The sequence below is a fragment of the Bradyrhizobium sp. INPA03-11B genome (genome assembly GCF_040446015.1).
Lineage (GTDB): Bacteria > Pseudomonadota > Alphaproteobacteria > Rhizobiales > Xanthobacteraceae > Bradyrhizobium > Bradyrhizobium macuxiense_A.
In genome coordinates, this window is record NZ_JASGSR010000054.1 from 14984 (window position 1) to 28710 (window position 13727).

Annotated in this window: 15 protein-coding genes; 2 read left to right on the forward strand and 13 right to left on the reverse strand. The window is 64.5% G+C overall.

Translation table 11 applies throughout. The features are described 5' to 3' along the window. Positions 1–34: 34 nt before the first annotated feature. From QMZ05_RS22370 to QMZ05_RS22410, 9 genes are all read right to left on the reverse strand, one after another. Complete coding sequence (locus tag QMZ05_RS22370) at positions 35–775, reverse strand: di-trans,poly-cis-decaprenylcistransferase (RefSeq protein ID WP_353702704.1); 741 nt, start codon at positions 773–775, stop codon at positions 35–37. 30 nt (positions 776–805) lie between these two features. Continuing rightward, positions 806–1216, reverse strand: a complete 411-nt coding sequence (locus tag QMZ05_RS22375; protein ID WP_279710311.1) for a transcriptional regulator — start codon at positions 1214–1216, stop codon at positions 806–808. Continuing rightward, positions 1203–1820 (reverse strand): hypothetical protein, encoded by a 618-nt coding sequence (locus tag QMZ05_RS22380; protein ID WP_353702705.1) that lies wholly within the window; start codon positions 1818–1820, stop codon positions 1203–1205. The genes QMZ05_RS22375 and QMZ05_RS22380 overlap by 14 nt, the downstream gene beginning before the upstream one ends. A 128-nt stretch (positions 1821–1948) precedes the next feature. After that, positions 1949–2305 carry a DUF1428 domain-containing protein gene (locus tag QMZ05_RS22385; protein WP_146986365.1) on the reverse strand — a complete coding sequence of 119 codons (357 nt, stop codon included), beginning with the start codon at positions 2303–2305 and terminating at the stop codon, positions 1949–1951. Positions 2306–2458: 153 nt separating this feature from the next. Continuing rightward, positions 2459–3196, reverse strand: a complete 738-nt coding sequence (locus QMZ05_RS22390) for a thioredoxin family protein (RefSeq protein ID WP_353702706.1) — start codon at positions 3194–3196, stop codon at positions 2459–2461. An 18-nt stretch (positions 3197–3214) separates the two neighbouring features. Beyond that, on the reverse strand, positions 3215–3562 hold the full coding sequence (locus tag QMZ05_RS22395; protein ID WP_353702707.1) for an SRPBCC domain-containing protein: 348 nt from the start codon (positions 3560–3562) through the stop codon (positions 3215–3217). Beyond that, positions 3562–4020, reverse strand: a complete 459-nt coding sequence (locus QMZ05_RS22400) for a metalloregulator ArsR/SmtB family transcription factor (protein ID WP_128971435.1) — start codon at positions 4018–4020, stop codon at positions 3562–3564. Before QMZ05_RS22400 ends, QMZ05_RS22395 begins: the two co-directional genes overlap by 1 nt. Before the next feature lie 133 nt (positions 4021–4153). Beyond that, positions 4154–4438 carry a DUF3551 domain-containing protein gene (locus QMZ05_RS22405; protein ID WP_353702708.1) on the reverse strand — a complete coding sequence of 95 codons (285 nt, stop codon included), beginning with the start codon at positions 4436–4438 and terminating at the stop codon, positions 4154–4156. A 162-nt stretch (positions 4439–4600) separates the two neighbouring features. Beyond that, positions 4601–5572 carry a tripartite tricarboxylate transporter substrate binding protein gene (locus QMZ05_RS22410; protein ID WP_353702709.1) on the reverse strand — a complete coding sequence of 324 codons (972 nt, stop codon included), beginning with the start codon at positions 5570–5572 and terminating at the stop codon, positions 4601–4603. A gap of 217 nt (positions 5573–5789) precedes the next feature. Between QMZ05_RS22410 and QMZ05_RS22415 the strand changes: the two genes are divergently transcribed. Then, positions 5790–6209, forward strand: coding sequence for a VOC family protein (locus QMZ05_RS22415; RefSeq protein WP_353702710.1), 420 nt, complete (start codon positions 5790–5792; stop codon positions 6207–6209). Between the two features lie 204 nt (positions 6210–6413). Then, entirely contained in the window at positions 6414–7994 is a 1581-nt protein-coding gene (locus QMZ05_RS22420; RefSeq protein WP_353702711.1) for an AMP-binding protein, read from the forward strand. 100 nt (positions 7995–8094) lie between these two features. On the opposite strand, the gene QMZ05_RS22425 is transcribed toward QMZ05_RS22420, so the two are convergent. The 4 genes from QMZ05_RS22425 to QMZ05_RS22440 form a co-directional block, all read right to left on the reverse strand. Next, positions 8095–9384: a cytochrome P450 gene (locus tag QMZ05_RS22425; protein ID WP_353702712.1), complete on the reverse strand. Its 1290-nt coding sequence runs from the start codon at positions 9382–9384 to the stop codon at positions 8095–8097. Between the two features lie 159 nt (positions 9385–9543). Then, complete coding sequence (locus QMZ05_RS22430; RefSeq protein WP_353702713.1) at positions 9544–10641, reverse strand: HD domain-containing phosphohydrolase; 1098 nt, start codon at positions 10639–10641, stop codon at positions 9544–9546. A 290-nt stretch (positions 10642–10931) separates the two neighbouring features. Beyond that, positions 10932–13217, reverse strand: a complete 2286-nt coding sequence (locus QMZ05_RS22435; RefSeq protein ID WP_353702714.1) for a molybdopterin cofactor-binding domain-containing protein — start codon at positions 13215–13217, stop codon at positions 10932–10934. Then, positions 13214–13705 (reverse strand): (2Fe-2S)-binding protein, encoded by a 492-nt coding sequence (locus QMZ05_RS22440; RefSeq protein WP_050405446.1) that lies wholly within the window; start codon positions 13703–13705, stop codon positions 13214–13216. The genes QMZ05_RS22435 and QMZ05_RS22440 overlap by 4 nt, the downstream gene beginning before the upstream one ends. Positions 13706–13727: the final 22 nt, after the last annotated feature.

Genomic DNA, 13727 nt, shown 5'->3' on the forward strand with positions numbered 1-13727 from the left:
CGGGCTTTTGGAACTGCTAGACGCGCGGCTCGCGCTAAAGGTTCGGCACCTGCGCCGGTGCGATCGCGGTCAGCCCGCCGAAGCGGCGCTCGCGGCGATGGAACGAGGCGAGCGCGTCGGCGAGATCATCGGCATCGAATTCGGGCCACATCCGCTCGGTGAAGTGCAGCTCGGCATAGGCGCCCTCCCAGAGCAGGAAGTCCGACAGCCGCTTCTCGCCCGAGGTGCGGATGATCAGGTCAACGTCACGCAAGCCGGCTTCGCCGGTGATGAGATCGGCGAAGCTCTCGCGGCTCAGCTGGCCTGTACCGGCGGCGCGCGCCGCGGCGTTCAGGATCGCGTCGCGCGCCGAATAGTCGATCGCGATGCGCAGATGCAGCGTGGTGCCGTCGCAGGTCTCAGCCTCGGCACGGGTGATCGCGGCTGCGATACCATCGGGCAGCCGGTCGCGGCGGCCGATCACGGTGAGGCGGACGCCATTGCGCACCAGGGCTGCGATCTCGTTGGCGAGATAGAACCGCAACAGTGCCATCAGCGCCGTGACTTCGGCTTTCGGCCGGCGCCAATTGTCGCTCGAGAATGCGTAGAGCGTCAGCGTGCCGACGCCCTGGTCCGGCGCGGCCTCGACGATGCGGCGGATTGCCTCGACGCCCGCCTCATGTCCGCGCAGCCGCGACAGGCCGCGCCGCGTCGCCCAGCGGCCGTTGCCGTCCATGATGATGCCGACATGCAGCCGGGCGTCGGCTTCCGGCTTGAGCGCTACGTTGCTTTGCATCACAAAGTCTCCGGGCAAAAAATGGGATGATCAAACCGGCTGGATACCAAGGCGCGCAGATGCGCCTTCGTCCTTGCCGGCGGTCTTTTCAGCCTTGTCGGCCGTGCCGGCAGCCTTGGCCGCGTCGCGCACCAGCTGCTCGAGCACGGCGAGATAATCGAGGAAACGGCGGCGGCCGCTCTTGGTCAGACGGCACGTGGTGTGCGGACGATTGCCTTCATAACCCTTGATGACATCGACGAGGCCGGCCTCCTGCAGCACCTGCAGATGCCGGCTGAGATTGCCGTCGGTCAGACCGCAGAGTTGCTTGAGATCGGCAAAGGCGAGCCCCTTCGGATGCGCCATCAGCGAGGTGAGCAGGCCGAGCCGCGCCTTCTCGTGGATGACGCGGTCGAGGCCATCATAGGCGAATGGCGCGGTGGTCACGTCAGTCTTCGGCATCATGGCCTCCGGAAGCGAAATACAACAGCGCCGCGAGCAGCAACTGGCCGATCGCGAATGGCAGTCCCATGGTCCACGGCGACAGCGCGTGGCTCTGGCTTGCGATCAGGAGCACCGTGAAGCCCGACAGGAAATACCAGGCACCGCCGAGCGCGATCGTGCGCGGCAGCAGGCGGACCGAGGCGAACACGGCGAGGCTGACCAGCACCTGCCACAGGCCGGGCAGCATCCACAGCGTCTCGGGCGCGAATTTCCATTGCAGGACCGCGAGCAACACGCCGGCGATAACAGCGGGAACGAACTGCTCGATCGCCTGCTGGACCATCGCGTCGGCAAGGCCGGAGTGATGCCGCCGCGAGCGCGCCTGCATCTCGATCCAGATCAGCACCGCCGACAGCAGCGCGGCCGCCGCCCAGCCGGCAAGGAAGGCGATCGGATGCGAGGAGGGATCGTCGAGCCAGAGATATTGGGCAAGCGCGGTGACGAGCGCGATGCCGCTGGTGGCGGCGACGGTCGCCGGACCGTAGCCGCGGAATGCGGTTCCCGCCGCAATCTGGCTGCGGATCGCGAGAATATCGGCCAAAGCCTTGTCGAGGTCGCGCATGATTTGCCCGCACTTTGTATTGCAAAGTATACGGGATCACCAAGTAAACGCAAGCGGCATCGCTCAGCCTGCCGAGCGTGATGTTTAACGGCCGGTTATTGCGCGGATTGCGGCGAAACCGTGCCGCCTCAGACCTTCACCAGGCTCGTGAAGCCGCCATAGATCATGCGCTTGAGATCAAACGGCGCGGTTTTCGGATCCATCGACGCGAAGCGCGGATCCGCCATCACCTTGGCGTTGATCCTGTCGCGCTGGGCGCGCGACTTGTAGGTGATCCAAGCGAACACGACGGTTTCACCGGCCTTCAGCTTCACGCTCTGCGGAAACGACGTCAGCTTGCCCGGCTTGACGTCGTCGGCGACCCACTCGCGATAATCCAGCGCGCCATGTTCACGCCAGACCTTGCCGGCCATCTTCGAGAGCTTCGCATAGGCCTTGAGTTTCTTCTTCGGGACGGCGACGACGAAACCATCGACGTAAGGCATGGAGAGATTCCTGCTGTCTGCTGCCATCATTCCGGGGCACGCGAAGCGTGAACCCGGAATCTCGAGATCCCCCGATGCGCAATTGCGCATCTGTGGTTCGATGCTCCGCATCGCCCCGGGATGACGATCGCCAACGCAACGCGTGGGCGATCGTCAGCTGTGACAGCAGGATGCCTGAACCGGTGCCGGTTGGTATTGGTCACGTAGCCGCACCCAGTCCATCGGATAGGGCAAGCCCTCCTCGTGGCGGCCGAGCGGCGTCAGGTCGAGATAGTGATAGGCGGCATTCATCATGTCGAGGCCGCGGGCGAATGTGGAATAGGTGTGGAACACGGTGCCGGCGTCATCGCGATAGAAGACGCTGATGCCGGGCAATTCGGGCCCGTAGAGCGGGGTCGTTCCATAATTGTATTGCGCGTTCCCGGCGTCGATCTGCTCGGGGGTGAACGAGACCGCATAGTCGTAGTTGAAGTCATTCTCTCCCGACGAGACCCAGTCGAAGCTCCAGCCCATTCGCTGCTTGAAGGCCTCGAGCTTGGCCAGCGGTGCGCGCGAGATCGCGACCATCGTGGTGTCGCGCGCGGCCAGATGCGGAACCATGCGCTCGAAGCCGTCGACCCAGAACGAGCAGCTCTTGCACGCCGCGTCCCACTCCGGCGCGAACATTACGTGCTGCACCACGAGCTGCGGCCGGCCCTTGAACAGATCGCCGAGCGTCACCTTGCCGCCGGGCCCGTCGAACACATAGTCCTTGTCGACCTTCACCCATGGCAGTTCGCGGCGCTGCCGGCTCAGCGCTTCGCGGGCCTGGGTGAGTTGCTTCTCGCCGACCATCAGCGCCTTGCGGGCCGCGGTCCATTCTTCGCGGGAGACGATCTTGTGCTGAGACATGCGATGCTCCTTTGCGCTTCAGGCGTCGACATAGTGTTGGAGATTGCCGAGGAATTCGGTCCAGCCGCGCTGGTGGTTGTCGCGCGCGGTCTCATCGACGAACTGCGCGTGTTGGAAGGTGAGCAACGTGCCGCCGCCGTCGGGCCTGATCGACACCGTCACCTCGGAGACGCGCTCCGGCGTCGAATGCCAGGCCCAGCTGAACACCAGCCTCTCGTTCGGCACCACCTCGCGATAGACGCCGCCGACCTCGTGATATTCACCGTTGGCGCCGGTGAACTTGATCCGGTAGCGGCCGCCGACGCGGACATCGAGCTCGGCCTGCGTCGTGCCGGGCTTGACCTGACCCGGACCGAACCATTGCACTAGGTTTTCCGGCTCGGTCCACGCGGCGTAGACTTTTTCCGGCCGGGCGCGGAGGCGCCGCGTGAGGGTGAGGCTTGGACGCGCGGCAAGGCCGGCGTCGGCTGCGACTGCGGATTTGTTGGCTGCCATGGGTGTTCCTCCACAAAAGCGGCAAGGCGGTCGAGATTGTCGGACCAGAATTGCGCATAGCGATTGAGCCAGTTCATCGCCTGCTCCATCGGCCTCGCGGTGAGCCGGCACGCCACCGTGCGGCCGGTCTTCTCGCGCGCAACCAGACCGGCGTCCGTGAGCACGTCGAGATGCTTCATGATCGCCGGCAACGACATCGCGAATGGCTGCGCCAGCTCGCTCACCGACAGGCTTTCCTGCTCGCCGAGCCGCGCCAGCAGCGCGCGGCGGGTGGGATCGGAAAGCGCCGCGAAGGTGCGGTCCAGCGTTTCGTCCTGATACTTAACCATGTGGTTTAGTATAAGCGCAAACGGCGCGGCGTCAAGCGCGCGTCTTCACGATCGCGCGACGACGGGCGCACCGTCACGACGAACGTCGGGAACGTCGCAAAGCCGTCTTGCGCGGCGCCGGTCCGGAAGTTTGCTAGTCGGGGTAGACCGTCCGGTGCCGGCGCTGATGGCTGCGCGGCGGTGGCGGCGGCTCGCTGAACAAAAAGCGCGGATTCTCGCCGCAAGCGAGAAAGCGCCCCGATACGCTCGCAAGGCACTGCTGGTAGGTTCGGTAGGCGCATTCGCCGGGATAGCCGAGGCTCGGCCCCTGCGCACACCACGGATAGTCATAAGGATCGGCGGAAGCCGGCGTGATACTCGCTACTCCAGCAAGCGTCATCGCTCCCAAGACAAGCATTGTCATTTGCGACGTGCGCATGATCCGCCTCCTCAGATGCCGCAGTTAAAGCGCGGCATCTCGGCTAAGGTTCCTGAAGGTCATTTTATTCCGCGTCAAGGCCCCGCATTTGCCTCGCGGGGCAGGCACCACCGCACGGATCAGAGCTGTCCGCGCGGTGATGCAACGCTGAACGTCCGAGGCCTACTCGACCTTGAGGCCTGCGAACTCAACTACCTTCTTCCACTTGTCGGTCTCGGCCTTGATGTCGTTGCCGAAGGCCTCCGGGGTCTGGATCAGCGAGTCGCCGCCGAGCTCGACCAGGCGCTTGCGCATATCGGGTTCGGCGAGAACGGCGTTGATCTCGGTGTTGAGCTTGGCGATCAGCTCCTTCGGCGTGTTCTTCGGCGCGCCCATGCCGAACAGCGCGCTCGCCTCATAGCCCTTCACGGTCTCGGCGATCGCCGGCACGTCGGGCAATTGCGCGGAGCGATCCGTCGTCGTCACGCCGAGCGCGCGCAGCGAACCGGAGCGGATGTGCTGGATGATCGAGGGCATGTTGTCGAAGATCACCTGCACCTGGCCCCCGAGCATGTCGGTGATGGCAGGCGCAGCGCCGCGATATGGCACGTGCTGCATCTTGCAGCCGGTCATCGACATGAACATCTCGCCGGAGAGATGCACCGAGGTGCCGTTGCCGGAAGAGGCCATGTTCACCTTGCCGGGATTGGCCTTCACATATTCGATGAACTCGGCGACGTTCTTCGCCGGCACGTCCTTGTTGACCGTCATCACGTTCGGGACGCGGTTGAAGGACGCAACCGGCGCGACGTCGCGCACGAAGTTGAACTTCAAATTGGCGTACAGCGAGGCGTTGATGTAGTTCGCCGGATTGACCAGCAGCACGGTGTAGCCGTCCGGCTCGGCGTTGATCGCAGCCTCGGTGCCGATATTGTTGCCGGCGCCCGGCTTGTTCTCGATCACGAATTGCAGCCCGAGCTTCTCCGACAACCGCTGCCCGATCAGGCGCGCAATGATGTCGGTGGCGCCGCCCGGCGGATAGCCCACGATCCAGCGCACCGGCCGCGCCGGATAGTCGGCTGCGGATGCGCGGCCGATCGCGAATGTCGAAATCCCCGACCCGATCAGGCCCAGCGCAGTGCGGCGTGAAATCATGAAGTCTCTCCCGATCCAGCAGGGTTTGGTGCCCTGCCCGTTTCTGTTGCGTTGCGTGCGGCGCGGTTTTAACAAACAATGTCAGATGCGACCAGTGCGACACGTGCGACACTGACCGCGACGAAAGACTAAGCTGCAATCTTGTTATGACGCGTTTTCTTCACGCGAACCGGTGTCCACTTCGCTCGAAAACGCTCTGGACCGAAGAGGATCGATCATGTCCGTCAAGGTGAATGGGCTCGACCATCTCGTGATCAACGTCACCGATGTCGTGCGCTCGGTTGCCTGGTACAGCAGGATCCTCGGCATGGAGGTGAAGGTGTTCGATCCCGGTAGGGGCAAGACACCGCGCACCTCGCTGGTGTTCGGCAATCAGAAGATCAACGTGCGGCCGCGCGATGCCGACAAGGTGGAATGGTTCACCGCCGACCACGAGGCGGCCGGCAGCGACGACCTCTGCTTCCTCACTTCGAGCACGCCCGAGCAGGTGGTCGCGCATCTGAAGGCCAACGGCGTAAAGATCGAGGAAGGCCCGGTGGCCAGGCAGGGCGCGCGCGGCACGCTGCGTTCGGTCTATTGCCGCGACCCCGATGGCAGTCTGATCGAGATTTCGTCGTATGAGGACGGCGCGAAGTAGCTTTCATCGCGAGCCACCGATCGCGCGGCTGCGAAGCGCGCCCGATCAAAGGTGCCGAGAATAGATCCAACCTTTCCGCGCGGCGGAACGGATCGCTTCAGCGCAACATTGCCCTGCAAATCCCGATTTGCTCTCGACGCACGCCGATGGCAGAACTGCTCCCAACCAAGATCACAAGGGCGGCCGAAGGCTGCGGGAGGACATATGACCAATTCAAAAGCAGCGCCGGGAATCGTGGGGCCGTTTGCCGGGCTCGACGTGCCATGGCTGCTCAGGATGCGCGCAGAGGTACGCCGCGATCATCCGTTCCTGATCTGGGCGCCGTTCGATGCGCCGGCGCGGCGCTGGAGCTACGGCGAATTCCATGAGCGGGTCGGCGCGCTCGCGGCGGGCCTCGCCAAACGCGGCATCAAGCAAGGCGACTACGTCCTGATCCATCTCGACAACTGCGTCGAGGCGATCATGTCGTGGTTCGCCTGTGTCGAGCTTGGCGCGATTGCCGTCACCACTAACACCCGCTCGGCGGCCGCCGAGATCGAATATTTCGCCGGCCATTGCGGCGCGGTCGCCGCGATCACGCAGCCGGCCTATGCCGAACTGATATCAGCCAACTGCAAGGGGCTGCGCTGGATCGCGGTGACCTCCCACGACGCCGGGCAGGCGCCGGCACAGCCGCCCGCGCGCGGCGACAGTTTTGACGCGCTGTTCGCCGATAGCGCCGACCGGCCGAAGCGCCCGATCGATCCGCTCGCTCCTTGCAGCGTACAATACACCTCCGGCACCACGTCGCGGCCGAAGGCGGTGCTGTGGACACATGCCAACGCGCTGTGGGGCGCCAAGATCAACGCCGCGCATCAGGATCTGCACGCGAGCGACGTACACCAGACCTATCTGCCGCTGTTCCACACCAATGCGCTGGCCTATTCGATGCTGGCAATCCTGTGGGTCGGCGGCACCTGCGTAATCCAGCCGCGCTTCTCGGCGAGCCGGTTCTGGCCGGTGGCGCTCGAGCACGGCTCGACCTGGACCTCGACGATCCCGTTCTGCATGAAGGCGCTGCTGGAGCACGAAGTGCCGAAGCACCACAAGTTCCGGCTCTGGGGCACTGCCGTGAACGAACCGCCGGCATTCGCCGTATTCGGCATCAAGATCATCGGCTGGTGGGGCATGACCGAGACCATCACCCACGGCATCATTGGCGAGGTCGATCAGCCGAACCCGCCGATGTCGATCGGCCGCGCCGCGCCGGAATACGAAATCCGCATCACCAACGATGACGGCAGCGCGACCGGCGTCGGCGAAACCGGCAATCTCCTGATCAAGGGCATTCCCGGCCTGTCGCTGTTCGCCGAATATCTGCACAACGAGAAGGCCACGCGCGAGAGCTTTGACGAGCACGGCTATTTCATCACCGGCGACCGCGTCACGATGCTGGAGCGCGGCTACATCAAGTTCGGCGACCGCTCCAAGGACATGCTCAAGGTCGGCGGCGAGAATGTCGCGGCCTCCGAGATCGAGCAAGTGATTGCGGTGGTGCCGGGCGTGCGCGAGGCCGCTGTGGTGGCGAAGAAGCATCCGATGCTGGACGAGGTGCCGGTGGTTTTCATCATCCCGCAAACCGGCGTCGCCGCCTTGTCCGCCGACCTGCACGACAAGGTCATGACCGCCTGCCGCTCCGCGCTCGCCGACTTCAAGGTGCCGCGCGAGATCCGCTTCGTCGACGAGATGCCGCGCTCGACGCTGGAGAAGGTCGCGAAGGCGGAGTTAAGGAAGATGCTGGAGTGACGTTTCTCCGTCATTGCGAGCGAAGCGAAGCAATCCATTTCACCGCTTGTTGAGACATGGATTGCTTCGTCGCAGCGCTCCTCGCAATGACGGATAGGCCTTAGCTTACCTCGAACCGGATCGGCAGCTTCTTCGGGCCGTTGACAAAATAAGCCTGCGTCATTTTCACTTCGCCGTCGAGCGACAGCGATTTCAGGTGCGGCAGCAGCTCCTCGAACAGGATGCGCATCTCGAGCTTGGCGAGATACTGGCCGAGGCAGAGATGCGCGCCGTAGCCGAACGCGACGTGGCGATTCGGCTTGCGGTCGCTGCGGAAGCGATCGGGGTCCTCGAACACCTCCTCGTCGCGATTGCCCGAGGCGTAGCACAGCATCAGCCAATCGCCCTTGGCGATCTTGCGGCCGCCAAGCTCGGTGTCGGCGGTGGCCGAGCGCATGAAATGCTTGACCGGCGTCATCCAGCGGATCGACTCGTCGACCAGGCCCGGGATCAATTCCGGGTTGGCCTTCACCTTGGCGAATTCCGCGGGATCCCTGGCCAGCGCCCAGATCGCACCCGCGGTCGAGGACGAGGTGGTGTCGTGGCCGGCGGTCGCGACGATCATGTAGTAGCTGGTCTGATCGTGCTCCGGCATGTAGTCGCCGCCGATCTTCGCATTCGCGATGACGGTGGCGAGATCGTCGCGCGGATTCTGGCGGCGATCCTCGGTGATCTTGCGGAAGTAGGCGGAGAAGTCGGCGATGATCGCCTGCAGCATCACTGAGACCTGCTCGGCGCTCAGCGCGTCGCGGACGCGTGCCGTGTCGGGATCCTGCGGGCCGAATAGCTCCTGCGTCAGCTTGAGCATGCGCGGCTCGTCCGCCTCGGGCACGCCCAGGATCTCCATAATGACGTGCAGGGGATAGCCGAGCGCGACGTCCTCGACGAAATCGCAGGCGCCGCCGCGGTCGAGCATGCGCCGCACGGTTGAGCGCGCGATCTCGCGGACGCGGCCCTCGAACTTGCCGAGATTGTTCGGCATGAACCAGCCCTGCGTCAGCGCGCGGTATTTCGGATGGTCGGGCGCATCCATCTGCACCAGCGAGCGCACCAGATTGGGGCCGCCGGTGATCTTGCGAACGCGCTCCTCGAGCGCCCGGTTGGTCAGCGTGGTCGGCCGGTCGGCATTGTGGAACAGGTCGTTCTGCCGGCTGATCGCCTGGATATGCGCGTGCTTGGTCACCACCCAGAACGGATCGAACTTCTCGGGTCGTGCGATGCCGAGCGGATTGTTGGCGCGCAGCCAGCGATAGCTGTCGTGAATGCGGTCGTCGGCATAGGCGACGGGATCGACAAGGGTTGCCGCGATGTCGGCGGGGATGTCCATATCCCCGGTCGTTGCCGTGTCCATGATGTTCCTCACCCGCCCAAAGCATCGGTCACACCGATGATCGCCGAAATCTAGGCGGGGTTAGGGACGCGGACTTGCGTTGATTGGCTAAAAGCCATGTCTCAGGCGTCATTGCGAGGAACGACGCGACGAAGCAATGACGGCACGAGCGGCGAGGGCTCAATAATGCCCGAACGCGACCGGGCGGAACGCCTGCAGCAATTGCTGATCGAGCTTGCCGCCCATCTCCTCCATCATTGAGAACGCCTTGGCGTGGGTGAATTGCAGCCGGTAGGCGCGCTTCTCGACCAGCGCGGCATAGACGTCGACAATGGTGGTGACGCGGACGATGTCGCTGATCTGGTTGCCGCTGAGGCCGTTCGGGTAGCCGGTGCCGTCGAGGAATTCGTGATGATGCAGGATCACGTCGAGCATTTCCGGCGGGAAGCCACCCTGCGCCGACAGCGCCTCGTAGCCGCGGCGCGGATGCTCGCGCATCTCGGCCATCTCCTCGACGGTCAGTGCGCCGGGCTTGTCGAGCAGCGCGACCGGAACGAAGGCCTTGCCGACATCGTGCAGCAACGCCGCGCGCGCGAGCCGGCGCTGGTCATCCTCACGCATGCCGAGATGCTGCGCGAACGCAACCGCAAAGCCGGTCACGAACAGGCAATGGCGATAGGTCTCCTGGTGATGGCAGCCGACCGTGGTCAGCCATTCGCGCAGCGAGTTGTGCTTGATCGCCTTGAGGATCTTGTTTTCGGCGGCAACGATGTCTTCGAACTTGAGCGGCTCGCCGGCGCGCATCCGCTCGAACATCTTCACCATCACGGCATGCGCGGCCTCGACGCCGCGGTTAAGCGCCTTGCCGCGATCGGTCTCGTCATAGCCGCTGTTGTCGGGAAATGCGGCGCGAATGCGCTGCAGCAGGCCGCGCGCATCGAACGGCCGCGAGATCGTGTCGGTGGCTCCGAGCGCCCAGGCCTGCATCGAGGCGTGGTGCAGCGCATCCGCCAGCACGAACAGCCGCGGCATCTCGCGATAGGCATCGCCCTGCAGCTTGGCGCGAACGATTTGCACGGCTTCAGGCGAGCGCAGGTTGATGTCGACGACGATACCGGAGAGATCGTGGGCCGGCTGCTCGGGAATATCCGATGTCAGAACGGTATCGACCTCGCCCACCGAGCGCAGGATGCTGGCGAGTTCGTTGCTTTGATCGCTTCGATCTGACGCCAGCAGGAGACGGCGCTTCGAAGTCTGGTTATTGGCCAAGGCAGTCATGGAATCCCCGTCGCGGTAACGACCGATGCCAACGCTACCTGACGATGCGTTCCCTCCGACTTAATGGGGATGCTGAACGGCGGTTAAGCGCAATGGATACAATTTGATGGATCGCGGATTCCGCCAGCAAGATCAGGCGGCCCGGAAATCGATCCGGCCGCGGGCATCGCGGGCGGATGATGAATTTTTGCAGGTCAAGGATGCTGATGCCGCCACGACCTCTCGACGCCCAGGCGCAAAAAAACGCCGGAGAGCGATCCGCTCTCCGGCGTTTTCATTGGTTCAAGCGGTTACGCCTTCATCGCAGCCTTGACGGCCTCCGCGGTGATCGGCAGGCCGCGGACACGGGCGCCGACCGCGTTGAAGACGGCGTTGCCGATCGCCGGCGCCACCACCGTCACCGCGGGCTCGCCGACGCCGGTCGCCTTCTCGCCATTGGCGATGACGTTGACCGCAACTTCCGGCAGCTGGCTCATCCGAAGCGGCGTGTAGCTGTCGAAGTTGGTCTGCTCGATGCCGCCGTCCTTCAACGTCGCCTTCTCGAACAGCGCCAGTGACATGCCCCACAACGCCGCGCCCTCGACCTGGGCCCGGATGCCGTCGGGATTCACCTGCGTACCAACGTCGGTCGCAACCGTCAGCTTCTTCACCGTCACCTCGCCCGAGGGGGCGACCGCGACATGGGCGACGCAGGCGGTCCAGCTCGCCGTAGCGCGCTCCTGCGACGACACGCAGGCAACGCCCATGCCTTCGCCCTTGGGCAGCTTCTTGGTGCCGTAGCCGGCCAGACCCATCGCCGCGAGCAAGGTGTTGCGGAGACGCTGCGCGCCGCCGTCGTTCTTGCCCTTGCCGTCGAGCAGCTCGACCCGAAGCAGGGCCGGGTCCTTGCCGGTCGCATGGGCGATCTCGTCGACCATGCTTTCGACCGCCCAGAACGTCCAGCCCGGCGCCACCGAGCGGAGCTGACCGGACGGGGTGGCGTTGTGCGCCATCTCGTTCTTGATCGCCCGCACATAGTGGTTGGGTACGGTGTAGAAGAAGTCCGAGCCGTTGACGGTGAACGCGTCGAGCGGCCCCTTCTTGTCGACCGAGGGCGACAGGAAGTCGGGAATCCCCCAACGCTGGGTCGGCCAGGCAGAGACGACATCGTGGCTCAATGCGACGAGCTTGCCGTCGCCGTCCACGCCGGCCTTCACCTTCTGGTAGGTCAGCGGACGCGAGAAATCCATCGTCATGTCGTTCTCGCGCGTGTAGATGACCTTGACCGGCTTGCCGACGGCCTTGGCCGCCTGCACCGCCGGCACCATCATGTCGGCGTCGAGACGCCGGCCGAAGCCGCCGCCCAGCCACATCTGGTGCATCACCACGAACTTCGGATCGATCCCGGCAGCGCCGGCCGCGATCGCACCGGAGCGCGTCGCGAACTGGTTGCCGGAATAGATGTGCAGGATGTCGCCCTTGAACTCCGCGGTGGCGTTCATCGGCTCCATCGGCGCATGGATGTTGATGTTGGTGGTGTATTCCGCCTCCAGCACCTTGGCCGCCGTGCCGAAGGCCGCATTCGGATCGCCGTCCTTGACGAAGAACTGGCCGGAATCGCTCAGGCCCTGCAGCCGCTTGGCTTCGGTGAGCAGCGATTCGCTGGACAGCTTCGCGTTCGGACCGCCATCGTAGTCGATCTTCAGCGCCGCCGCCGCCTTCTTGGCGTTGGCATGGGTGTTGGCGACCGCGACGACCCAGCCGGTGGTGGTCGTGGTCTTGTCGTCCAGTGTGACGGCCTTGATGAAGCCCGGCACCTTCTTGGCCGCGCTATCGTCCACCGACTTCACGGTGGCGCCGTAGCGGACCGGCGGCGTGACCAGCGCGCCATGGACCATGCCCGGCAGCATCACGTCGATGCCGTATTTGGCCGTGCCGTTGACCTTCAACGGGATGTCGAGCTGCGGCACCGAGACGCCGATCATGGTGTACTGGTCCGGCGACTTCAGCTTGATCGCCTTCAGATCGTCCGCCGTGAAGGTCTTGGTCGCCTTGCCGCTCTTCACCACCTCGGCGAACGACATCGACTTCTTCGACTTCGGATGGCTGATCTTGGAATCGCGCACCACCAGTTCGCTGGCCGGCACGCCCATCGAGGCTGCCGCCGCCTCGGTCAATGCGATGCGGCCGGCCGCGCCGGCGCGGCTCATGGCGTCGAAGTTCATCATCGTCGACCAGCTGCCGCCGGTGATCTGCGCGCCCAGCACGGGATCGTTGAACTTCGGATCGTTGGATGCGAGCTGGACCCGCATGTCCTTCCAGTTCGCGCCGAGCTCTTCGGCCACGATCTGCGCCATCGTCGAGGCGACGTGCTGGCCCATGTCGGCCTTGCCGCAGGTCACGGTGACGAGGCCATCGGGCGCGATCGCGTACCAGACGCTCGGTTCGAAGTTAGCGGGTGCGGGCGCCGCGAGCGCCTGGTCGATGCCGGACCCGGCATAGCCGAGCACGAGACCGGTTGCAGCGGTGCCGACCAGGAAGGAACGGCGGCTGAGGTCGGTCGTCTCGGGCGCGAGGTTTTTCACGTGCTTGTTCATGTGGCCCTCCGCTCGGATCCGGTGGCCGATGCGGTGCGCATGTCGGACGCAGCACGCATGATCGCCTTCTGGATACGTGAATAGGTCATGCAACGGCAGAGATTGCCGTCCATATGCGCGACCACTTCTTCCTTGGTCGGGTTGGTGTTCTTCGACAGCAGCGCCGCCGCCTGCATGATCTGGCCGGACTGGCAGTAGCCGCATTGCGGCACCTGCTCGGCGACCCAAGCCTTCTGCAAGGGATGTTCGCCCTTGGCGGAGAGGCCTTCGATGGTGGTGATCTTCTTGCCGACGGCGTCGGCGAGCGAGGTCTGGCAGGACCGCACCGCTTCGCCGTTGAGGTGAACCGTGCAGGCGCCGCACAGACCGGCGCCGCACCCAAATTTGGTGCCCGTCATCTGCAATTGCTCGCGGATGACCCAAAGCAGCGGCGTGTCACTGGCCGCCTCGACGGACATATTCCGTCCGTTGATGTTGAGATTTGGCATCTCTCTCCCCTTCCGGTGTCGG